General features: G+C 71.7%; 18 protein-coding genes. 10 read left to right on the top strand and 8 right to left on the bottom strand.

The annotated features are described in order from the left end of the window. Positions 1-181: 181 nt before the first annotated feature. Positions 182-655: an SseB family protein gene (locus ACGFN2_RS06515; RefSeq protein ID WP_018092739.1), complete on the bottom strand. Its 474-nt coding sequence runs from the start codon at positions 653-655 to the stop codon at positions 182-184. A gap of 164 nt (positions 656-819) precedes the next feature. On the opposite strand from ACGFN2_RS06515, the gene ACGFN2_RS06510 reads away from it, so the two are divergent. The 7 genes from ACGFN2_RS06510 to ACGFN2_RS06480 all read left to right on the top strand — a co-directional run bounded on the left by ACGFN2_RS06510 (position 820) and on the right by ACGFN2_RS06480 (position 10,393). Beyond that, positions 820-2,661 carry an acyl-CoA dehydrogenase gene (locus ACGFN2_RS06510; protein ID WP_362600615.1) on the top strand — a complete coding sequence of 614 codons (1,842 nt, stop codon included), beginning with the start codon at positions 820-822 and terminating at the stop codon, positions 2,659-2,661. 306 nt (positions 2,662-2,967) lie between these two features. Further along, on the top strand, positions 2,968-4,263 hold the full coding sequence (locus tag ACGFN2_RS06505) for a M18 family aminopeptidase (RefSeq protein WP_393357962.1): 1,296 nt from the start codon (positions 2,968-2,970) through the stop codon (positions 4,261-4,263). A 1-nt stretch (position 4,264) separates the two neighbouring features. After that, positions 4,265-6,286 carry a BTAD domain-containing putative transcriptional regulator gene (locus ACGFN2_RS06500; protein ID WP_393357960.1) on the top strand — a complete coding sequence of 674 codons (2,022 nt, stop codon included), beginning with the start codon at positions 4,265-4,267 and terminating at the stop codon, positions 6,284-6,286. 159 nt (positions 6,287-6,445) lie between these two features. Further along, positions 6,446-7,264: a DUF4232 domain-containing protein gene (locus ACGFN2_RS06495; protein WP_393357958.1), complete on the top strand. Its 819-nt coding sequence runs from the start codon at positions 6,446-6,448 to the stop codon at positions 7,262-7,264. A 371-nt stretch (positions 7,265-7,635) separates the two neighbouring features. Further along, positions 7,636-8,628 carry a hypothetical protein gene (locus ACGFN2_RS06490; RefSeq protein ID WP_393357956.1) on the top strand — a complete coding sequence of 331 codons (993 nt, stop codon included), beginning with the start codon at positions 7,636-7,638 and terminating at the stop codon, positions 8,626-8,628. Between the two features lie 158 nt (positions 8,629-8,786). Beyond that, positions 8,787-9,521, top strand: coding sequence for a helix-turn-helix domain-containing protein (locus tag ACGFN2_RS06485; RefSeq protein WP_393357954.1), 735 nt, complete (start codon positions 8,787-8,789; stop codon positions 9,519-9,521). A 215-nt stretch (positions 9,522-9,736) separates the two neighbouring features. Beyond that, positions 9,737-10,393, top strand: coding sequence for a DUF4232 domain-containing protein (locus ACGFN2_RS06480; protein ID WP_393357952.1), 657 nt, complete (start codon positions 9,737-9,739; stop codon positions 10,391-10,393). A gap of 69 nt (positions 10,394-10,462) precedes the next feature. On the opposite strand, the gene ACGFN2_RS06475 is transcribed toward ACGFN2_RS06480, so the two are convergent. Then, entirely contained in the window at positions 10,463-12,271 is a 1,809-nt protein-coding gene (locus ACGFN2_RS06475) for an NHL domain-containing thioredoxin family protein (RefSeq protein WP_393357950.1), read from the bottom strand. Between the two features lie 64 nt (positions 12,272-12,335). Between ACGFN2_RS06475 and ACGFN2_RS06470 the strand changes: the two genes are divergently transcribed. Both ACGFN2_RS06470 and ACGFN2_RS06465 read left to right on the top strand, forming a co-directional pair. After that, positions 12,336-12,866, top strand: a complete 531-nt coding sequence (locus ACGFN2_RS06470; RefSeq protein ID WP_393357948.1) for an LURP-one-related/scramblase family protein — start codon at positions 12,336-12,338, stop codon at positions 12,864-12,866. Positions 12,867-13,017: 151 nt separating this feature from the next. Then, the gene (locus ACGFN2_RS06465; protein ID WP_362600590.1) at positions 13,018-13,842 is read left to right on the top strand and encodes a maleylpyruvate isomerase family mycothiol-dependent enzyme; all 825 of its coding nucleotides are present in this window, start codon (positions 13,018-13,020) and stop codon (positions 13,840-13,842) included. Between the two features lie 161 nt (positions 13,843-14,003). Here the strand turns inward: ACGFN2_RS06465 and ACGFN2_RS06460 are convergent, their stop codons facing one another. The 3 genes from ACGFN2_RS06460 to ACGFN2_RS06450 form a co-directional block, all read right to left on the bottom strand. Next, on the bottom strand, positions 14,004-15,257 hold the full coding sequence (locus tag ACGFN2_RS06460; RefSeq protein WP_393358017.1) for a nitrate/nitrite transporter: 1,254 nt from the start codon (positions 15,255-15,257) through the stop codon (positions 14,004-14,006). Positions 15,258-15,367: 110 nt separating this feature from the next. Beyond that, positions 15,368-16,051, bottom strand: coding sequence for a GntR family transcriptional regulator (locus ACGFN2_RS06455; RefSeq protein WP_393357945.1), 684 nt, complete (start codon positions 16,049-16,051; stop codon positions 15,368-15,370). A 269-nt stretch (positions 16,052-16,320) separates the two neighbouring features. Further along, positions 16,321-17,181 carry a GNAT family N-acetyltransferase gene (locus ACGFN2_RS06450; protein ID WP_393357943.1) on the bottom strand — a complete coding sequence of 287 codons (861 nt, stop codon included), beginning with the start codon at positions 17,179-17,181 and terminating at the stop codon, positions 16,321-16,323. Positions 17,182-17,378: 197 nt separating this feature from the next. Between ACGFN2_RS06450 and ACGFN2_RS06445 the strand changes: the two genes are divergently transcribed. After that, on the top strand, positions 17,379-17,555 hold the full coding sequence (locus ACGFN2_RS06445) for a hypothetical protein (protein ID WP_362600582.1): 177 nt from the start codon (positions 17,379-17,381) through the stop codon (positions 17,553-17,555). Between the two features lie 26 nt (positions 17,556-17,581). Here ACGFN2_RS06445 and ACGFN2_RS06440 read toward each other — a convergent pair whose 3' ends face one another. The 3 genes from ACGFN2_RS06440 to ACGFN2_RS06430 form a co-directional block, all read right to left on the bottom strand. After that, positions 17,582-18,004, bottom strand: coding sequence for a VOC family protein (locus ACGFN2_RS06440; protein ID WP_393357941.1), 423 nt, complete (start codon positions 18,002-18,004; stop codon positions 17,582-17,584). A 527-nt stretch (positions 18,005-18,531) separates the two neighbouring features. Further along, positions 18,532-19,998 (bottom strand): dihydrolipoamide acetyltransferase family protein, encoded by a 1,467-nt coding sequence (locus ACGFN2_RS06435; RefSeq protein ID WP_393357939.1) that lies wholly within the window; start codon positions 19,996-19,998, stop codon positions 18,532-18,534. A gap of 23 nt (positions 19,999-20,021) precedes the next feature. Next, a complete protein-coding gene (locus tag ACGFN2_RS06430; protein ID WP_362600573.1) occupies positions 20,022-21,005 on the bottom strand; it encodes an alpha-ketoacid dehydrogenase subunit beta in 984 nt (327 codons plus the stop codon). Positions 21,006-21,007 lie beyond the last annotated feature (2 nt).

The following is a 21,007-nucleotide window of genomic DNA, read 5'->3' as shown; positions in this document are numbered from 1 at the left end:
CAACTTAGTTGAACAGTGAACAACCCGCAAGGCTCGCGACATTCCCGCCCACATTCCTCCTGGTCAGACGGACACTCGGCACTGCGCGCACCTCCAGACGCACTGCGGGCCGGCCCCTCCACGGGACCGGCCCTCGATTCAGCCCGGCAGCGGCTCTCCGCCGGCCGCGCGCCAGGGGCGGCTAGCCGTACATCCGCCGCATCGCGAAGTCGACCATCTCCTCCACGGCCTTCGCGTCGAAGACCATCCGGTGGTCGCCCTCCATGTCGAGGACGAAGCCGTAGCCGGTCGGGAGCAGGTCGAGCACCTCGGCGCCGGTGATCACGAAGTACTTGGACTCCTTGCCCGCGTACCGCCGCAGCTCCTTGAGCGAGGTGAACATCGGGATCACCGGCTGCTGGGTGTTGTGCAGCGCCAGGAAGCCGGGGTTGTCGCCGCGCGGGCAGTAGATCTTGGACGTGGAAAAGATGCCCTGGAAGTCCTCGGCGGACATCGAGCCGGTGGTGAAGGCGCGCACCGCGTCGGCGAGGGACGGCGGGGACGGCTCGGGATACAGCGGCTGCTCGCCGTAGCCCCCGGGGGCCGCTTGCTGCGGCGGGGGCGGCGCTCCGTACTGCTGCTGCCCGGCACCCGCGTTCTGGTCGTAGCCGTACATGCGCCACAGCGTACTGAGTCGGCGATTCGCCGGGGGACGCTCGTCACAGATGGGCGGTAGGGGTTGATTCTTATTACCGGTGGGTAGCATCATCGTAGGCACTTGCTACTTGCTGGTATTTGCGTTTGAGGTCCTCCCTCCCGAACCCTTACGGAGCCGTATCCATGGGGCACTACAAGTCGAATCTCCGCGACATCGAGTTCAACCTCTTCGAGGTGCTCGGCCGGGACAGCGTGTACGGCACCGGACCGTTCGCGGAGATGGACGTCGACACCGCCAAGAGCGTGCTGTCCGAGATCGCCCGGCTGTCCGAGAACGAGCTGGCCGAGTCGTTCGCCGACGCGGACCGCAACCCGCCGGTCTTCGACCCGGACACCAACACCGCGCCGGTGCCGGACACCTTCAAGAAGAGCTACCAGGCCTTCATGGACGCCGAGTGGTGGCGCCTGGGCATCCCGGAGGAGCTCGGCGGCACCACCGCGCCGCGCTCCCTCCTCTGGGGCTTCGCGGAGACGATCCTGGGCGCCAACCCGGCCGTGTGGATGTACGCCTCCGGCCCCGCCTTCGCCGGCGTCCTCCACGAGGAGGGCACCGAGGAGCAGCACCGCATAGCCCAGCTGATGGTGGACAAGCAGTGGGGCTCCACGATGGTGCTCACCGAGCCGGACGCCGGTTCGGACGTCGGCGCCGGCCGCACCAAGGCCGTGCAGCAGGCGGACGGCACCTGGCACATCGAGGGCGTCAAGCGCTTCATCACCTCCGGTGAGCACGACATGTCCGAGAACATCGTGCACTTCGTCCTCGCCCGCCCCGAGGGTGCCGGTCCGGGCACCAAGGGCCTGTCGCTGTTCATCGTGCCGAAGTACGACTTCGACTGGGAGACCGGCGAGCTGGGCGAGCGCAACGGCGCCTACGCCACCAACGTCGAGCACAAGATGGGCCTCAAGGCCTCCAACACCTGTGAGATGACGTTCGGCGCCAACCACCCGGCCAAGGGCTGGCTGCTCGGCGAGAAGCACGACGGCATCCGCCAGATGTTCAAGATCATCGAGTTCGCCCGGATGATGGTCGGCACGAAGGCCATCGCCACCCTCTCCACCGGCTACCTCAACGCGCTGGAGTACGCCAAGGAGCGCGTGCAGGGTCCGGACCTGGCGGCCTTCACCGACAAGACCGCCCCGCGCGTCACCATCACCCACCACCCCGACGTGCGCCGCTCCCTGATGACGCAGAAGGCGTACGCCGAGGGCATGCGCTCGCTGGTGCTCTACACCGCCACGGTCCAGGACGAGATCCTCGTCAAGGAGGCCGCGGGCGAGGACGCGAGCGCCGCGATCCGCCTCAACGACCTGCTGCTGCCGATCGTCAAGGGCTACGGCTCGGAGAAGTCCTACGAGCAGCTGGCGCAGTCGCTGCAGACCTTCGGTGGCTCCGGGTACCTCCAGGAGTACCCGATCGAGCAGTACATCCGGGACGCCAAGATCGACACCCTCTACGAGGGCACCACGGCGATCCAGGGCCAGGACTTCTTCTTCCGGAAGATCGTCCGCGACCAGGGCCAGGCGCTCACCGCCCTCTCCGACGAGATCAAGAAGTTCCTCGCCGACAACATCGGCGGCGAGGAGCTGGAGCAGGCCCGTGGCGAGCTGGCCAAGGCCGCCGCCGACCTGGAGGCGATCGTCGGCGCGATGCTGACCGACCTCGCCGCGACCGAGAAGGACGTCAAGTCCATCTACAAGGTCGGCCTCAACACCACCCGCGTGCTGATGGCCTCCGGCGACGTCGTCATCGGCTACCTCCTGCTCAAGGGCGCGGCCGTGGCCGCCGAGAAGCTGGCCGGCACCTCGGCGAAGGCTGTGTCCGCCAAGGATGTGCCCTTCTACACCGGCAAGATCGCCGCGGCGAAGTTCTTCGCGCACAACGTGCTGCCGGGTGTCAGCGTCCAGCGCGGTCTGGCCGAGTCCGTCGACCAGTCGCTGATGGAGCTCGACGAAGCCGCGTTCTGACGGCACGCGCCGCGGCCCAGGCCGCGGCGCTTCTCTTAGAGGTCTCTCAGATTGACCGTTCAGACTGACGTGGCCCGCCTCTCTTCCCCCGGAGAGGCGGGCTCCGTCATGTCCGGGGAGGTACGACGGATGGCAGGGCGACACGGCGGGCACGCCTCCCGTGGGCCGGCAGCGCGGACGGGGCGACCAGAATCCGCCGTTCCGCTCCCATTACCGGCCCGGGAGAAGGAAATCCTGGCCGGAAGGGTGCGCAGTCGCGGCGCACGCGCACAGGGAATGCGGGGTCCGGCTCCTTATGCTGATTCCATGACCAACTCCGCCCGCTTCGATCGCGGCCACACCGACGACCTGATGTCCTATCTCGCCGCGAGTCCGTCGCCCTACCACGCGGTCGCAAATGCGGCGGAGCGGCTGGAGAAGGCTGGTTTCCGGCAGGTCGCCGAGGTCGACGCCTGGGACGGCGAGAGCGGCGGGAAGTACGTCCTGCGCGGCGGCGCGATAGTCGCCTGGTACGTGCCGGAGGGCGCGCACGCGGCCACTCCGTACCGAATTGTCGGGGCTCACACCGACTCTCCCAATCTGCGAGTCAAGCCGATTCCGGACACCGGCGCCCGCGGCTGGCGGCAGATCGCCGTCGAGATCTACGGCGGCACCCTGCTGAACACCTGGCTCGACCGCGATCTGGGGCTGAGCGGGCGGGTGACGCTGGCGGACGGCAGCCACCGGCTGGTGCATGTCGACCGGGCACTGCTGCGGGTGCCGCAGCTGGCCGTGCACCTCGACCGCTCGGTGAACGCCGAGGGGCTGAAGCTGGACAAGCAGCGTCACATGACGCCGATCTGGGGCCTGGGCGAGGTGGCCGAGGGCGATCTGATCGCGTTCGTCGCCGAGGAGACCGGCGTCCCGGCCGGTGAGATCAAGGGCTGGGACCTGATGGTCCACAGCATCGAACCACCCGCCTATCTGGGCCGCGACCGCGAGCTGGTCGCCGGTCCAAGAATGGACAACCTGCTCTCGGTACACGCCGGTACCGCCGCGCTCATCGCCGCGGCGGCCGCCGGAAGCGCCCTGACCAGCATTCCGGTGCTGGCCGCCTTCGACCACGAGGAGAACGGCAGCCAGTCCGACACCGGCGCGGACGGGCCGCTGCTCGGCACGGTCCTGGAGCGCTCGGTCTTCGCCCGCGGCGGCTCGTACGAGGACCGGGCGCGGGCCTTCGCCGGCACCCTCTGCCTGTCATCCGACACCGGGCACGCCGTGCACCCCAACTACGGTGAGCGGCACGACCCGGGCCACCACCCGATGCCCAACGGGGGACCGATTCTCAAGGTCAACGTCAATCAGCGCTACGCCACCGACGGCAGCGGGCGGGCCGTCTTCGCGGCGGCCTGCGAGCGGGCCGGGGTGCCGTGGCAGAGCTTCGTCTCCAACAACTCGATGCCGTGCGGGACCACCATCGGGCCGATCACCGCGGCCCGGCACGGCATCTCGACGGTCGACATCGGAGTGGCCATCCTGTCCATGCACTCGGCACGTGAGCTGTGCGGCGCCGAGGACCCGTATCTGCTGGCGAACGCCCTGACGGCCTTCCTGGAGGGCTGAGTTGGAGTTCTCACTGCTCGGCCCGATCGCCGTGACGACCGGCTCCGCGGAGCTGTCGCTCGGGCCCGCCAAACGGCGCAGTGTGCTGGCGCTGCTCCTGCTGCAACCCAACACCACCGTCCCACTGGAGCAGTTGATCGACTCCCTGTGGGAGGACGAACCCCCCGAACACGCCCGTACGGTCGTCCAGGGGCATGTCTCGCGACTGCGCGCCACGCTCGCCGAGGGCGGTGCGGAGGCATACGGCATCGAGCTGACCACCCATGGCTCCGCCTATCTCCTGCGGCTGCCGGAGGAGCTGATCGACGCTCACCGGTTCGGTGAGCTGGTGGCACTGGCGCGCCCCGAGGCCGCTCCGGCCGATGCGGTGCCCCTGCTGCGCGAGGCGCTCGGCCTGTGGCGCGGGCCCGCGCTGACCGGCACGGTCACCAGCCCGCCGTTCGCGGCCGCCGCCCACGCGCTGGAGGAGCGGCGGCTGACGGCCGTGGAGGCACTGGGCCGGGCGCACGGCGCACTCGGCGAGCACGAACAGGCCGCGGCCATCCTCTACTCGGCGGCGGTCAACCACCCGCTGCGCGAAGGCCTGATCGCCGGGCTGATGCGGGCGCTGTTCCGTACGGGGCGGCAGTCCGATGCCCTGGAGTGGTTCCACCGCACCCGGCGGCTGCTCAACGAGGAGCTGGGCGTCGATCCCGGCGAACGGCTGCGCGGCGCCTATGAGGAGATTCTGCGCGCGGAGGCGGCCGGCGGCGGACGGGAGAAGCCGGCGGGCCAGGCGCGTACGGCGGGCACCGCCTCCGGGGACGGTCGCGGCGGGGCTTCCGCAGCGGGCCGTGCCGCGGCAGGCGGTGGGCCGCAGGCTCCCGCAGGTGCGGGTCAGGAGCCCGCACCGGGCGGCAGCGGTGCGGAGCCCGGGGCCGACGGGGCGCGGACGGGCGCGGCGGACGGCGCCCGTGCCGGGTCCGGCTCGGCGCGGGCCGGTGCGGCACCGCGACTGCTGCCCCGGCCGCCGGCCCGCTTCCTGGGCCGGGAGGACCAGCTCACCGCGCTGACGGCGGTGCTGACGGACCGTGCGACCGGGGAGAGCCCGCTCGCTGTGGTGGCGGGGCCGGCCGGCGTCGGCAAGACCGCCTGTGCCGTGCAGTGGGCGCACCAGTACGCCGGGGCCTTCCCCGACGGCCAGCTCTTCGCCGATCTGCGCGGTTTCGGCGAGGGCGACGAGACGGCGCCGGCCGAGATCCTGCGCGACTTCCTGCTGGCGCTGGGCACCCCGCCGGAGCAGGTGCCCGGTTCGGCGGAGGCCGCTTCCGCGCTGTTCCGCTCGCTGGTCGCGGAGCGCCGGCTGCTGGTCGTGCTCGACAATGCGCGCAGCTCGGCGCAGGTACGGCCGCTGCTGCCCGGCGGCCCGCACTGCGCCACGGTCGTCACCAGCCGCAGCCGCCTCGACGGGCTGGTCGCCACCGACTGCGCCCGGCCGGTCGGCCTCCATCCCCTCGGCCACGAGGAGGGCGCGGCGCTGCTCGGTGCCATGCTCGGCCCGGAGCGGGTCGCCGAGGACCCGGCGGCCGCCCGCGAACTGGTCGATCTGTGCGACGGTCTGCCGCTGGCGCTGCGGGCCGCGGCCGCCCAGCTGACCGCCCGGCCGCGCTGGCGGCTGGCCCGGCTGGCGGCGGCGCTGCGCGACGAACGGCGGCGGCTGGCGCTGCTGTCCGCGGAGGACACCGGGATCGCGGCGGCCCTGCGGATGTCCGTCGCCCGGCTGTCGGCCGACGACGCACAGCTGCTCAGCGCGCTGGCGACCAGCGCGGACGGGCACCTCAACGCGTCGCTGGCGGCGGCGCTCGCCGGCTACGACCCGGAGCGCACCCAGGACGGTCTGGACCGGCTGGCGGAGATGCATCTGGTGGACGAGGAGGCCACCGATGTCTACACGATCAGCACCCTGACCCAGCTGTTCGCGCGGGACGAGCGCGGGGAGAGCGGCGAGGGCAGGCGCGGTACGGAGGACGGCCAGGAGGCGTGACGAGCGGCGTGGCCGAGCGCGTGACGGCCCCGGCAACGGGGCGTTAGGCGCACGTTAGTGGCACGGCAGCGGCGGTCGGCAAGGTAGTGGTCACACCGCAGGACAGACCACGGGACGTACCGCCGACGCGGCACGGACCACCGACCGGGGGAGACCGGAATGCCGCGCAGCCACGACCGCTCCGAGACCGTCATCGGGACCGGCGCCGGGGCCGACGCCTCCCGGCCGTCCGGCGCGATCCGCCGCCGTACGCTGCGGATCGCCGCGGCGGGGCTGACCGCCGTCGCCGCGCTCACCCTCACGGCCTGCGGCGGCCAGGACAACCCGCTCCAGACCGGCGCCGCCAAGCCGTTCAACCCGGCGCCCGAGGCCGTCAAGGCCCCGGCCGCGCAGGGTGACGGCGGCCCCCAGGGCGGTGCCCGGCCCGACGGCGGCCGCGCGGAGCAGGCCTCGGCGGGACACCGCGGCTCCGGCACGGGTGCCGGGGCGAGCGGCACCGGGGCGGGCATGCGCAACGCAGGCAGGAGCAGCGGCGCCGGCACCGACGCCCGGCACACCGCCTGCGACGCCGCGAAGATGCGGATCGTCGCCCAGCAGCTGAAGCGGCCGGTCAACCACCTGCTGCTGAAGGCCACCAACACCTCCGGCGCCACCTGCGACCTCCACCTCGCCCCCTACCTGCGGTTCGACGACGCGCAGTCCCCCCTCGCGGAGCTGCCGGACAGCCGACCGCAGGCCGTGGTCACCCTCGCCCCCGGCGAGTCCGGCTACGCCGGTGTGCTGACCTCGTCCGCGGACGGCTCCGGCAGGAACGGCCGCACCATGACCTCGCTGTCGGTCAGCCTCCCCGGCCGCGACGGCAAGGGCAGCATCGGCGGCTCGAAGGCGGTGGCGCTCCCCGGCGGCTCGGTGTTCGTGGACGACAGCGCATGGGTGACGTACTGGCAGGCCGACCCGAGCACCGCGACCACGTGGTGAACCCCGGCCGGTGACGCATCGGTCCGCGCCCCCGATCCGGGGGCCGGTGAACCGCCCGGCAGGCCGTCCGCCGTCTGACACAGGCTGAAGAGGCCGACGGCAGAGCCCCCTTGAACCAGGGCGCCCGCATCCCCCAGCGGGCGCCCTTTCCTTTGCCCGCTGTCCCGTCATGTCCCACACCCCGACTCGTCCTGTCCCGCGCTCCCGGCGACGGTGCTGGTCACAGCCGTGCACACGAACGGGACATCCCGGGGGACGAGGAACCTCCGGGCCGCCCCGGTGCCCCGCTCGACGATGGCTTCCGTCGCCGTGAGCAGACCGCCCGGCGGCTCAGTGATCGGCCAACCGGCCGTAGACGGAGGGGAATCGGCATGGACGAGCACAGCAGCACGCGCCCCGCGGACACCACAACCCCCGCGGACCGCACGCGCCGTTGGCGGTCCCCGTTCCGCAGGACCGTGTGGCGCACGGTCCTGCCGACGGTGGCGGCCGCGGGGATCGGCGTCGCGGGGTTCACCACGACCGCCCACGGCAGTGAGAGGGGCGCCGCGACCGCTGACGGGCGCACCGCCACCGGGCTCTCCCACGACAGCTCCGCCCGCACCGTCCGCACCGCGGGCACCGGCGCCGCGCGGCAGGCCGCCGCTGCCGACTTCCCGACATGGGGTACCCGTTGGGTGGTGCATGCCGCCGCGGACAGCAGCTCCCCCGCCGTCGGAATGATCAACAAGTCGGCGCCGGGACAGGACCGGGTCACCGCCGACTACCAGGTCGACACCGGCCGCAAGGTGTGCGAGGGCAGTTCCTGCTCGACGTTCATGGCGCACCTCACCGGGCCGGTCAGCGGCTTCCTCAGTGTGGTCGCGGTGGACATCGCGCAGGACCGGCTGCCGGGTGTCCCGGTCCAGGGCGGCGGTGGGCAGCCGCAGCCCGGCGGTTCGCGTGAGGAGACGCTGAACCGCGCCGCCACCTGGCTGACCGCCGATAACGGCGCGCAGGTCCCGTACAGCCAGGCCAAGGTCTGGAAGGACGGCTACCGCCAGGACTGCTCGGGCTATGTCTCGATGGCGCTCGGGCTGCCGGCGCCCGGCACCAACACCGTGGGGCTGGCCACCGACCGGGGCATCACCCGGCCGATCCCGGTCGGCGAGCTGAAGCCCGGTGACCTGCTCATCGACGCCTCCGGTGACAACAACACCCGGCATGTGGTGACCTTCGAGAAGTGGAACAACGACGCCCATTCCTCGTACACCGCCTATGAGCAGCGCGGTGGCCACGGCACCGACCACCGGACGCTGACCTACGGCCTGCCCGGCGGCGACGCCGAGTTCACGCCCTACCGTCCGGTGAAGTTCGGCGACTGACTCCGGCCGAACGGAGCAGGGGCCCGACGGAAGATCTCACGCTGTTTCACGTGAAACGTCACCAAGGGGTCCGGGCGCGATCCGGATCGCGGCATGAGGGACACTTCCGCCGCAGGGAGCGGAAGTGCCCCTCGCGCGCGCATGCCCGCTGTGCTGGAATGCGAGACGTGCCTGGCCATCAGAACCATGCCGCTCATGTCCGCCGCAAGCCTCTGGCCCCTCTGCCCGACGAACTCTCCGGCCCGGTACGGGACTTCGTCGCCGCCTTACGCCGCACACATGGCGAACTCGGCTACAGCCTGAAGGAGTTGGAGAGCCGGCTGCCCGCCAGCCGCTCCTCCCTGTCTCGCTATCTGCGGGGGCAGAGCCTGCCCGATGAACGGCTGCTGGTGCAGTGGTGCAAGCTCTCCTTCACCGGTGAGGACCGGCTGCCCGCCCTCGTCGACCTGCTGCACCGCGCCCAGGCGGCGGACGCGGGCGAGCGGGCGGCGGAGCGGGACGGCACGTCCGACGGTGAGGTCCGGACGGATGCCGAGGCGCCGGCCGGCGAAGGTGCGGAAGCCGGGGCCACGGCGGCCGCGCGGCGAAGGCGGCGGCTGGTGTTCACCGGGGCCGGGACCGCCGCACTGCTCCTCGCCGCGGCGCTGGCCGTACCGGCGCTGACCGGCTCGAACGGGTCGCCGGACCGCAGCGGCGACGGCAGGGCGCGGGGCGCGGAGGGCGCGGCGTCGGCCACCGGCTCCGCCCGGATCACCGTCCACAACGTCGAACGGGGCTGCCACAGCAGCATGTGGTTCCGGGTCGATCGTGGCGGCGCTCAGATGTGGGTGCCAGCCATCCGTATTCGCCCGGAACAGGTGGAGAACACCGCACTGCCCGGCTGCCCGGACTGACTCCGCTGCCCGGGTGCGGGAGCGGATCTTTGTTCCCCGCAGATCGCCCTCACCCCCGCCACGGAGCCTCGCATAACACCCTGACCTGCGATGACGCCATGGCGGCAGGGTGCGCGGTGCACCGACCCTGGCGCCCCGGCCCGCTATGGATATCGTGGCCGTGCCATGACAGACACACCACGCTGACACCGCAGCAACTCACTGGGGGACCACCCATGACCGCACGCCGCTCCCGCCGCCGCTCCGCCGCGTATGCCGCGCTGGCCCTCGGTCTGGCGGGCTCGCTCGCGCTGACCGGCTGCAACAGCCACTCCTCGAAGAAGTCGAAGAAGTCGAAGAAGTCCTCCTTCTCGTCCTCCAAGAGCAAGAAGCGCAAGATCATCGGCGGCGGTGCGGCAGCGGCGGGCGCCGGGGCGGCCTCGCGGCGGGTGCCCGACTGCTACCCGAGCACGTACAAGGTCACGTTCTCCCAGCAGACCGGCCCGAAGAGCCATGTGGCCGTGAAGTTCAAGAACTCCGGCAGCCGTGACTGCAAGCTCTACAACGCGCCGCTGCTGCGCTTCGACAACGCCAAGAAGCCGCTGCCCCTGCTGCAGGGCACGCCCGGCCACCTCGACGGCACCCGCATCACCGTGCCCGCCCACGGCTACGCCTACGCGGTCATCCCCACCAACACCGCGGCCACCAAGGGCAACGAGCAGAAGTCGGTGGCCGTCGACTTCATGGGCATCTCGGCCGGCTCCCCGACGCACGGTCCGGCCACCGTCAGCTTCGCGGAGAAGCGGCTCCACATCTCCGTCGGCAAGAGCAAGGTCACCAACTGGAGCTCCAGCATTCACGGGGCGCAGCTGGCGGGCGGCGTCGGCAAGTAGCGCACGCCGGCCGGTCCGCCGGCCGGCCTCAGCCCCGGGCCCGCCCCACGGCCCCGGGGCTCTCCGCTCCTACTCGGCGTCCAGCCCGGCCAGCACGAGCCCCAGACGGGCCGCCCCGCCCTCGACGATCTCGACCGGGACGCCCCAGTCCTGCTGGTGCACATGGCAGGCGGGGTACTCGATGTCCGGGGCGTCGTCACAGGACGCGGCCATCGCCGAGACGTGCAGCACGCCCTCGGTCACACCGTCCGCGAGCACCAGGTCCCGGGTGAGGTCGGTGCCGGCGCCCGCGCCGTCGGCGAGCAGCTCCGGCGGCGTCGCGCTGACCAGCAGCCGGGTCGAGGGGCCGTAGCGGGTGTCCAGCTTCTGCCCGGCCGGGGCCTGGAAGACCACCTCCAGCCGCAGCGCTCCCGGGGCGACCTCGGTGGCCGCGCGCTGGGTGCGATGCGCCACCGACTCGACGCGGATCGCCTCCTCCGGCAGCCGCAGCCGGGTCAGCCGGTGCCGCGCCGACTCCACCACCACGATGTCGGCGTCGACGAGCACCGCGTCGGACGGCTCACGCAGATCCTTCGCCAGCGTCGTCACCTCACCGCTCGCGGGGTCGAAGCGGCGCAGTGCGTGGTTGTAGGTGTCCGCGACGGCGACCGAGCCGTCGGGCAGCGCGGTCACCCCCAGCGGGTGCTGCAGCAGCGCCTGGCCGGCGGCGCCGTCGCGGTGCCCGAAGTCGAACAGGCCGGTGCCGACGGCCGTACGGACGACATAGCCGTCCCCATCCCCGGCGGGCTCGACCCAGCGGACCGCGCTGGTCTCCGAATCCGCGACCCACAGCCGGTCGCCGGCCGCCGCGAGCCCGGACGGCTGGGCGAACCACGCCTCGTCGGCCGGGCCGTCCACCAGGCCCTCGTTGGTGGTGCCGGCCGCGACCTGGACCGTGCCGGCCACCGGGTCGTACGTCCACAGCTGGTGCACCCCGGCCATCGCGATCCACAGCCGGTCCTGCCACCAGGCGAGGTCCCACGGCGAGGAGAGGTCCACCTCGCGCGCCGGACCCGAGGTCGGCGAGCCCTGCCACCACTGCCTGCCGGTGCCGGCCACCGTCTCCAGCGCACCGCTGCCGGGGTCGAAGACGCGGATGGCGTGGTTGACCGTGTCCGCCACGGCGACCCTGCCGTCGGGCAGCAGTGCCAGGCCCTGCGGCTCGTTGAACGAGTCCGCGGTCAGCCCGCGCTCGCCGCTGCCGATCCGGCGCCGCACCTGCTCGCCGTCCGCCGCCAGCTCCACCAGCTGGTGCCGGGTGGTGTCCGAGACGAGGAAACCGCCGCCCGGGAGCCGTACCGCCTTGCCGGGGAAGCGCAGGTCGGTGGCCACCGGCTCCGGCGGTACGTAGGGTCCGTCGCCGCGGCGCAGGGTCCCCTTCGCCGTGTGCTCGGCCTCCAGCTCCTCGACGAGCTTCTCGATGGCGTGCGCATGGCCCTCGCCGGCGTGCTGGGCGACCACATATCCCTCGGGGTCGATCACCACGAGCGTCGGCCAGGCCCGTACCGCGTACTGCTTCCAGGTGGCGAGCTCGGGGTCGTCGAGGACGGGGTGCTCGACGCCGTACCGCTCCACGGCGTCGACGACGGCCTGGTGCTCGGCCTCGTGCACGAACTTCGGGGAGTGCACGCCGATGATCACGACGGTGTCGCGGTGCCGCTCCTCCAGCTCCCGCAGCTCATCCAGGACATGCAGACAGTTCACACAGCAGAAGGTCCAGAAATCCAGGACGACAATGCGTCCTCGCAGGTCGGAGAGGGTCAGATCCTTGTTGCCGGTGTTCAGCCAGCCGCCCTTGCCGGTCAGCTCGGGGGCGCGGACGCGTGCACGTGAAGCCATGTGCACATTCAACGTCACTCCGGTGCGTGCGCATTCCGCAGGGCCCCGCGGGAACAGGTCAGCCATGCACCCATCTCCCGGGGAAGCCTCCCCGCGCCCGAGCAAGTACCTGGTACGCGACCGCATCTTCGGCATCGGTGACGACTACTGGATCGAGGACGAGCACGGCCGGCACGCCTTCCTCGTGGACGGGAAGGCGCTGCGGCTGCGGGAGACCTTCGAGCTGAAGGACCCCGAGCGGCGGGTGCTGATCACCATCCGCAAGAAGATGCTCAGCCTGCGCGACACCATGACCATCGAGCGGGACGACCAGCCGCTGGCCACGATCCGGCGCAAACGGCTCTCGCTGCTGCGCAACCACTACCGCGTCGAGCTGGTGGACGGCACCGAGCTGGACGTCAGCGGAAAGATCCTGGACCGGGAGTTCGCGATCGAGTACGAGGGCGAACTGCTCGCCGAGATCTCGCGGCGCTGGCTGACCGTGCGCGACACCTATGCGGTCAACGTCGTACGGGAGGACGCCGATCCGCCGCTGCTGATCGCCATCGCGGTGTGTGTGATCCGGCTGGCCGAGCGGGAGCGTGGAGAGGACTGAGAAGCACGCGTTCCCGGTGAACCGCGCACCCCTCTGCGACCGGGGGCCCTCGGCCTACGATGGTCGTCCGAAAGCACTGCCGGGGTGCCCGTGCGCAGCGTAACTTAACTGCACAGACAGCAGCCCGCGTACGAACCGTCCGAGGGGTCCCGTGACCGTCCATCCCAGCCTTCAGTCCTCCATCGATGCCTGGACGCACTCCATAGAAGCGATAACCGAGCTGGTGACTCCGCTCGTCGAAGGCGAGTGGAACAGGGCGACGGGCCTCCCAGGATGGTCCGTGCGCGATGTGGTCTCCCATGTCATCGGCCTGGAATGCGAAATGCTGGGCGACCCACGGCCGATCCACACCCTGCCGCGCGATCTCTACCACGTCCGCACCGAGTCGGCGCGACGCATGGAGGTGCAGGTCGACGTCCGCCGGCACCACACCGCGCCGGAGATGATCAGCGAACTCGAATACACCGTCATCCGCCGCTCCCGGCAGCTGCGCAACGAGTCCCGCCAGCCGGACGCCGTGGTGCGCAGCCCGCTCGGCGAGGACCGTTCGCTGGAATTCGTGCTGCGGCAGCGGGCGTTCGATGTCTGGGCACATGAGCAGGACCTGCGCCGGGCGCTCGGCAAGCCCGGCAACCTCGACTCCCCCGGCGCGCAGGTGACGCGCGATCTGCTGGTGAAGCTGCTGCCCGGCATCGTCGCCAAGCGCGCCCAGGCGCCCGCCGATTCGGCGGTGGTCTTCGACGTCAGCGGACCGCTGGAGTTCCTGCGGACGGTCCGCGTCGACGCCGAGGGCAAGGCCTCGATCGACGGCAGCGTCTCGCTGGGCCCGACGCTGACACTCGCTCTGGACTGGGACACCTTCCACCAGCTGGCCTGCGGCCGGGTGCGCCCGTCGGCCGTCGCCGAGCAGATCAAGATCGAGGGCGACGCCGAACTGGCCGCGGCGGTCCTGGACCACTTCGCGGTCACGCCGTAGCCCGAGGGGTGAGACGGCGTCCGGGCGGGTGTCCGCCGCGCCGCACCCGTGCCCGTCGGACGGCCGGAGCAAGAGCCGGCCTCGGAGTATGAGCCGTTTCACGTGAAACAGCCCTGTCCGTTCCACGTGAAACGGACTCGGCCGCGAACCGCTCGGCCGCCTCAGGCCGGAACGTGAACCGCCTCGACGCGACTGACGACCAGCCGTTCCCGCTCGCGTTGTGCCGCGCTGCGGCGCAGCCGCAGGATCTGTGCGACGCCGAACGCCTCCAGGACGAAGATCGAGGCGAAGGCGATCCGGTAGTTGTCCCCGGTCGCGTCCAGCAGCACCCCGATGGCGAGCAGCGTCGTCATCGAGGCGGTGAAGCCGCCCATGTTGACGATGCCGGAGGCAGTGCCCTGCCGCTCGGGCGGGTTGGCGGGCCGCGCGAAGTCGAAGCCGATCATCGAGGCGGGACCGCAGGCGCCCAGGACCGCACACAGCGCGACCAGCAGCGCCATCGGCGCATGATCGGCCGGCCAGGACAGCACGAGTGCCCACGTCAGCGCCGTGATACCGGCGGTGCCCAGGGCCAGCGGGGTACGGGCCGCGTGGTGACGGGCGATGATCTGGCCGAAGACCAGGCCGACCGCCATGTTGGAGAGCACCACCAGGGTGAGCAGTTCACCGGCGGTACCGCGGGTCAGCCCCTGCGCCTCGACCAGGAACGGCAGCCCCCACAGCAGCAGGAACACCATCGCGGGGAACTGGGTGGTGAAGTGCACCCACATGCCCAGCCGGGTGCCGGGCTCGCGCCAGGCGTCCGCGATCTGCCGGCGCACGAACCCCGCGCCGGTGTGCTGGGCGGACGCGGGCGGCGGAGCGAAGCCGTCGGGGTGGTCCTTCAGGAAGAGCAGCAGCACGATCAGCACGACGATGCCGCCGACGGAGCTGGCGGCGAAGGTCGGGGTCCAGCCGAAGGAATGCAGGAATCGGGCGAGGACGAGCGTGGAGACCAGGTTGCCCGCCATCCCGACCAGCGCCGCGATCTGGGCGATCATCGGGCCGCGGCGGGCCGGGAACCACCGGGAGCCCAGCCGCAGCACGCTGATGAAGGTCAGCGCGTCGCCGCAGCCGAGCAGCGCACGCGAGCCGAGAGCCATGGGGTACGACGCGGAGAGCGCGAAGCCGAACTGGCCGAGGGTGTAGAGCACCACGCCGAGCGTCAGCACCTTCTTGGCGCCGAGCCGGTCGACCAGCAGACCCACGGGGATCTGCATCCCCGCATACACCAGCAGCTGGAGGATGGAGAACGTCGACAGCGCCGAGGCGTTGATGTGGAAGCGGTCGGCGGCGTCCAGCCCGGCCACGCCGAGGCTGGTGCGGTAGGTGATCGCGACGAAGTAGACCGCGACGCCGATGCCCCAGACGGCCATCGCCTTACGGCCGCCGGGCGGGTCGGCGGGCATCAGCCGGGCGCCGCCTATACCGGAACCGCCGGCACCGTCCTGGCCGGGTGAGCCGCCGGCGCTTCCGCTGCCGGCGGTCATCGCACGTCCCCCTGCGCGAGGTTGCGGACCCAGCTGACGTGCCGCTGCACGGCGTCGGTGGCGGCGTCCGCGTCCCCGGCGCGCAGCGCCTCGAGGATCTCCGCGTGCTCGGTGATGTTCTTGGCGATCCGGTCCGGATGCGCGTGCATCACCGCGACCCCCATCCGCAGCTGACGGTCGCGCAGCTGCTCATAGAGCCGGTCCAGGATCTGGTTGCCGGCGCTGCGCACGATGGCGGCGTGGAAGGCGCGGTCGGTGACGGAGACGGCGGCCAGATCGCCGGACGCGGCCTGCTCCCGCATCGTCTCCAGCAGTTCGGTCAGCTCGCCGAGCAGCGGCTCGCCCGCGGGCACCGCCTTGGCCGCGGCGTGCTTCTCCACCAGCAGCCGGGTCTCGACGACATCGGCGATCTCCTGCGCCGAGACCGGCAGCACCAGCGCGCCCTTCTTGGGGTAGAGCTTGATCAGCCCCTCGACCTCCAGCCGCAGCAGCGCCTCGCGCACCGGCGTCCGCGACACCCCCACGGCGTCGGCCAGCTCCCCCTCGGTGAGCAGCATCCCGCCCTCGTAGCGGCGCTCCAGGACGGCGTCCTTGATGTGCGCATAGACCCGCTCGGCGGCGGGCGGCTGCTTGGCGGCGGGCTCTCTGGCAGGGGCGGTGGGCGTGGACGCTGAGGGCATGCGCACAGGATAGATACAACAGGTATACGTCCGACACTCCGTTCCGCGATGCGGACAGGGGAGGTCATGTTTGCCCTGGTAGGGGCGTTATGAGGCCATCGTGGCGGCGTCGCGACAGCCGGCCGGGCCGGTGTGCGCCGCCCGCACCTCGGCCGGCCACCGCCGAGCGCATCCGGCCCGGCCACCGCCCGGCCCGGCCGGACCGGCCACCACCCGCCTCGGCCACCACCCGACGCGTGCCCCTGCCCGTCCGCCGCACGGCGACGTTCTCAGCCCGGCATCCGCCCCTGGGCGACCAGTCGGCGCACGACCTGCGCATGGGCGGGCGCGCAGCGCTCCCGCGCCTCCCGGCGGTCGAACCAGGCGTACTCCGCGATCTCCCGGCCGGGGGCCGGTGCGATGTCCTGGGGCCCGCCGGTGAAGCAGGTCATGTGCAGCCGGCGCCCGTTCTTCCCGTGGGCGACGTCGTGGATGACGAACGCCTCCTGAAGCTCCTCAGCGGGTACCACCAGGCCGAGTTCCTCGCCGAGTTCGCGCGACAGCGCCTCCCGGGCGGTCTCGCCGGGCTCGTACTTGCCGCCCGGGAGATAGAAGGTGTCGTTCCCGCGCGTCCGTACGCTCAGCAGCCGTCCCTCGCGCAGATGCAGCCAGCTCACCGACTTCAGCGGCGCGGCACGCTCCAGGGCGATCAGCGGACGGCCGGTCTCCTCGTCCGTGGGCCGGCCCTGCTCCGTGAAGCCCAGGTGGGCGGAGAAGCCGCGGGCCCGGTCGTTGTCCTCGAAGACCTCCAGGGTCAGCGCGCCGTGCAGCGCCGCCGCATGCTCCAGCAACTCCCGTCCGGCTCCGCCGCCTTGGGCCTCCGGCGCCACGAACAGACCGCCGATCTCCGCCCCGTTGCCGTCCCCGGGCCCGCCGGCCCGCAGTCCGAGAAGTCCGATGACGCGGCCCGCGCGTTCGGCCACCCAGTTCTCCCCCTCGACGAGGTACACCTCGCGGAGGAGCCGGGCCCGTTCGCCCGTGCCCTCCCCGTCGAGGAACGGGTGCGCCTGCCGCGCGGCCCGGGACCACAGGTCGGTGACAACGTCCTGGTCGGACGGGTGATAGCGCCGGATGATCATTTCGCTGCTCATTGCGCCGACCGTAAACAGCCCGGCCGGCCGCGGCAAACCCTTTCCCGGCCCCCTCGGGAAGGGAGACTCCAGGGGGATGTCGGGTCCACCTCAAGGCGTACGGGAGTCCGTACCTGCCGCGTACGGACGGCGGTGAATCTCATGGGTGAATAGAGACAGGGAGCCGGGGAGGCTCCGACATCCAAGGGGAGTTGACCATGCAGCCCAGGACGAACGCCGGCCGCCGTGCGCGGAACACCGTCGTGCTGGCATTGATCGTCGCCTGCCTGTGGGCGGGCGTCGCCCTGACCCGCGGCGCCGCACACACCGACGAATCCGGCTCGACCGGACCGGTGGGCCACTTCAGCCGCGCGGTGGAACTCATCCGCGGCTGACCGGCCACCGGCCCCGTCACCGGCCGCTACGCGGTGCGCGGCTCGCCGCGATAGGTGCCGAACGACCAGAGGTTGCCCTCAGGATCACGGGCAGCGAAGCCCCGCGAGCCGTAGTCGGTGTCGGTCAGCTCCTCGATGATCTCCGCTCCGGCAGCTCTGGCGCGGGCACACAGCTCGTCGGGACGGTCGGTGACGACATAGCCCCCGAACGTCCCGGGCCGCAGCGGCCAGTGGTCGTCCTCCGCCTCCCTGACGGAGCCGAGCATGATGCCGCCGCCTTCGGGCCAGGAGAGCTGAGCGTGCTCGACGCGCTCGCCCTCGCCATGGACCACGGTCTCCTCGAAGCCGAACGCATCGACCAGGAAGCGGATCAGCGCACGGGCGTCACGGGCCCGCAGCGTCGGCCATACCTGGGGTGCGGGCGTGGTGTCGGACAGGCTCTCGGGCATGTTCGCCGGACCTCCTGGATCGGAACGCGGCCCCCGGTGGGCCGCCGGACTCAGCGTTCCCCGAGACGTCCCCGGCGGCTCGGACGTCTCGGAACTCCTCGGCGGGCCACTGGCTGGGCGGGCAGCCGGCCGGCGAGCGGAACTCCCGGGCGAGACAGCCTGGTCGAAGGAGCCGCAGCACACGGCCAGACCGGCCAGCAGTGCCCGGGTGGGTGATCAGCGCGGGGCGGGTGTGCAGCCCGCCGATGAGGGTGTCGTGGGCCCCGGGGGCCTGTGCGGTATCGGGATGGCCGGTCAGCGTGAGCGGCTCATCGAGGGTGAAGAGCAGCGTCAGCCGGGGCGAGGGAAGCCCACGGTGCCGGCCCGGTGGCAGCCCGGCCTGCCGGTATCCGGCGTAGGAGCTGACGTACGGCCGGAGCGGCGGCGCGGTGGCTGCCGACCGGCTGCTCGTCCACCGGGCCGGGGCGGACCCGAGGCGGCGTTTCACGTGAAACGCCGCTCCGAACCGCCCGGTCGCGCATTCCGGCTCATCCCCAGGTGATGAGCCGCTTGGGCCGCTCCAGGATCGCCGCGATGTCCGCGAGCAGCTTGGAGCCCAGCTCACCGTCGATCAGGCGGTGGTCGAAGGACAGCGCGAGGGTGGTGACCTGACGCGCCTTCACCTTGCCCTTGTGGACCCACGGCTGGAGCTTGACCGCGCCGAAGGCGAGGATCGCCGACTCCCCCGGGTTGAGGATCGGCGTACCGGTGTCGACGCCGAAGACGCCGACGTTGGTGATGGTGACCGTGCCGCCGGACATCGCCGCCGGGGAGGTCTTGCCCTCACGGGCGGTGGAAATCAGCTCGCCCAGTTCCTCGGCGAGCTGGGGGAGCGTCTTGGCCCCTGCGTCCTTGATGTTCGGGACGATCAGCCCACGCGGGGTGGCCGCCGCGATCCCGAGGTTCACATAGTCCTTGTAGACGATCTCCTGCCGCGGCTCGTCCCAGGCCGCGTTGACCTCCGGGTGGCGCTTGAGGGCCACCAGGAAGGCCTTGGCGACCAGCAGCAGCGGGTTGACCCGCAGTCCGGCCATGTCCGGGTCCTGCTTGAGTTCCTGGACGAGCTTCATCGTGCGGGTCACGTCGACGGTGATGAACTCCGTGACATGCGGCGCGGTGAAGGCGCTGGTGACCATGGCCTGTGCGGTGGCCTTGCGGACGCCCTTGACCGGCACCCGCCGCTCACGGGCGGCGGCGTCGACGACACCGGTCCCGGCTGCCGCCGCGGGAGCCGCGACGGGAGCGGCCTCGGCCGGTGCGGGCGCCGCTGCCGGGGTGGCGGCGGCATGGACGTCCTCGCGGGTGATGATGCCGTCCGGTCCGCTCGGGACGATCGTCGCCAGGTCGATCCCGAGATCCTTGGCGAGCTTGCGCACCGGCGGCTTGGCCAGCGGCCGCCCGACGGCCCCGGCACCCGCGCCGTTCACGACCGGAGCCACGGGAGCGGCCGGTGCCACGGGAGCGGGCGCCGTCCGCCCGTTCAGCTCCGCCTGGAGCGCGGCGCTCACGGGCTCCGGCTGGGCCGGCACCCCCGCCTGGGGCTTGCGGGCCCGGCGCTTGGTCGAGGACGGCGCGGCGCCGTACCCGACCAGCACGGCCTGCCGGCCCTGCGGCTCGGCCTCCTCCTCGGCCTTGGCGGCCTCCTGCGGAGCGGGGGCCGCCGCCGGTGCCGTGGCGGGCCCGGCGCCCGGGTCGGTGTCCACGGAGATGATGACGGTGCCGACGTCGACGGTGACGCCCTCGCCGAAGTTCAGCTCGTGCACCACCCCGTCGTAGGGAATGGGCAGTTCGACGGCGGCCTTGGCGGTCTCGACCTCACAGACGACCTGGCCGTCGGTGACGGTGTCGCCCGGCTGGACGTACCACTTGAGGATCTCGGCCTCGGTCAGCCCCTCGCCGACGTCCGGCATCTTGAACTCGCGGAAGCGCTGAGCCTTGGCGGTACTTGCAGTCATGGTCACGAACTCTCCTCAAACCCTCAGTACGCCAACGCGCGATCAACGGCGTCGAGCACCCGGTCCAGTCCCGGAAGGTACTCGTCCTCCAGACGGGAGGGCGGGTACGGGGAGTGGAAGCCGCCGACCCGCAGGACCGGGGCCTCCAGGTGGTAGAAGCACCGCTCGGTGATCCGGGCGGCGATCTCGGCACCCGCGCCGAAGAAGACCGGGGCTTCGTGGACGACGATCAGCCGGCCGGTCTTCTCCACCGACGACTGCACGGTGTCGAAGTCGATCGGGGAGAGCGAGCGCAGGTCGACGACCTCGAGCGACTTGCCCTCCTCGGCCGCGACGTTGGCGACGTCCTGACAGACCTTGACCATCGGTCCGTAGGCGGCCAGCGTCAGGTCGGAGCCGGTCCGGGCGATCCGGGCCTTGTGCAGCGGGTCCGGGATCGACTCGGTGTCCAGCCGCGACTTGTCGTGGTAGCGGCGCTTGGGCTCGAAGTAGATGACCGGGTCGTCGCCAGCGATGGCCTGCTGGAGCATCCAGTAGGCGTCGGAGGAGTTCGAGGGAGAAACGATCTTGAGTCCGGCGACATGCGCGAACAGCGCCTCGGGGGACTCGGAGTGGTGCTCGACCGCGCCGATACCGCCCGCATACGGGATGCGGATGACGACCGGCACCTTGACCTTGCCCAGCGCGCGGGCGTGCATCTTCGCGAGCTGGGTGACGATCTGGTCGTAGGCGGGGAAGACGAAGCCGTCGAACTGGATCTCGACGACCGGGCGGTAGCCGCGCAGCGCCATCCCGATCGCGGTGCCGACGATGCCGGACTCGGCGAGCGGGGTGTCGATCACCCGCTCCTCGCCGAAGTCCTTCTGCAGACCGTCGGTGACGCGGAAGACGCCGCCGAGCTTGCCGACGTCCTCGCCCATGACGAGGACCTTGGGGTCGGCCTCCATGGAGGCACGCAGCGACTCGTTGATCGCCTTGGCGATGGTGATCTTCTCGAAGACGGCCATGG

Source organism: Streptomyces sp. NPDC048612 (assembly GCF_043199295.1).
In the GTDB taxonomy this organism is placed as follows: domain Bacteria; phylum Actinomycetota; class Actinomycetes; order Streptomycetales; family Streptomycetaceae; genus Streptomyces.
This window is presented reverse-complemented; position numbering and strand designations above follow the sequence as displayed.

What these genes read in the sequence shown, in the direction of transcription:
- ACGFN2_RS06515 (WP_018092739.1), bottom strand. Translation starts at nt 655, where the DNA reads ATGTACGGCTACGACCAGAACGCGGGTGCCGGGCAGCAGCAGTACGGA.
- ACGFN2_RS06510 (WP_362600615.1), top strand. Translation starts at nt 820, where the DNA reads ATGGGGCACTACAAGTCGAATCTCCGCGACATCGAGTTCAACCTCTTC.
- ACGFN2_RS06505 (WP_393357962.1), top strand. Translation starts at nt 2,968, where the DNA reads ATGACCAACTCCGCCCGCTTCGATCGCGGCCACACCGACGACCTGATG.
- ACGFN2_RS06495 (WP_393357958.1), top strand. Translation starts at nt 6,446, where the DNA reads ATGCCGCGCAGCCACGACCGCTCCGAGACCGTCATCGGGACCGGCGCC.
- ACGFN2_RS06490 (WP_393357956.1), top strand. Translation starts at nt 7,636, where the DNA reads ATGGACGAGCACAGCAGCACGCGCCCCGCGGACACCACAACCCCCGCG.
- ACGFN2_RS06485 (WP_393357954.1), top strand. Translation starts at nt 8,787, where the DNA reads ATGCGAGACGTGCCTGGCCATCAGAACCATGCCGCTCATGTCCGCCGC.
- ACGFN2_RS06480 (WP_393357952.1), top strand. Translation starts at nt 9,737, where the DNA reads ATGACCGCACGCCGCTCCCGCCGCCGCTCCGCCGCGTATGCCGCGCTG.
- ACGFN2_RS06475 (WP_393357950.1), bottom strand. Translation starts at nt 12,271, where the DNA reads ATGGCTTCACGTGCACGCGTCCGCGCCCCCGAGCTGACCGGCAAGGGC.
- ACGFN2_RS06470 (WP_393357948.1), top strand. Translation starts at nt 12,336, where the DNA reads ATGCACCCATCTCCCGGGGAAGCCTCCCCGCGCCCGAGCAAGTACCTG.
- ACGFN2_RS06460 (WP_393358017.1), bottom strand. Translation starts at nt 15,257, where the DNA reads ATGGCCGTCTGGGGCATCGGCGTCGCGGTCTACTTCGTCGCGATCACC.
- ACGFN2_RS06455 (WP_393357945.1), bottom strand. Translation starts at nt 16,051, where the DNA reads ATGCCCTCAGCGTCCACGCCCACCGCCCCTGCCAGAGAGCCCGCCGCC.
- ACGFN2_RS06450 (WP_393357943.1), bottom strand. Translation starts at nt 17,181, where the DNA reads ATGAGCAGCGAAATGATCATCCGGCGCTATCACCCGTCCGACCAGGAC.
- ACGFN2_RS06445 (WP_362600582.1), top strand. Translation starts at nt 17,379, where the DNA reads ATGCAGCCCAGGACGAACGCCGGCCGCCGTGCGCGGAACACCGTCGTG.
- ACGFN2_RS06440 (WP_393357941.1), bottom strand. Translation starts at nt 18,004, where the DNA reads ATGCCCGAGAGCCTGTCCGACACCACGCCCGCACCCCAGGTATGGCCG.
- ACGFN2_RS06435 (WP_393357939.1), bottom strand. Translation starts at nt 19,998, where the DNA reads ATGACTGCAAGTACCGCCAAGGCTCAGCGCTTCCGCGAGTTCAAGATG.
- ACGFN2_RS06430 (WP_362600573.1), bottom strand. Translation starts at nt 21,005, where the DNA reads ATGGCCGTCTTCGAGAAGATCACCATCGCCAAGGCGATCAACGAGTCG.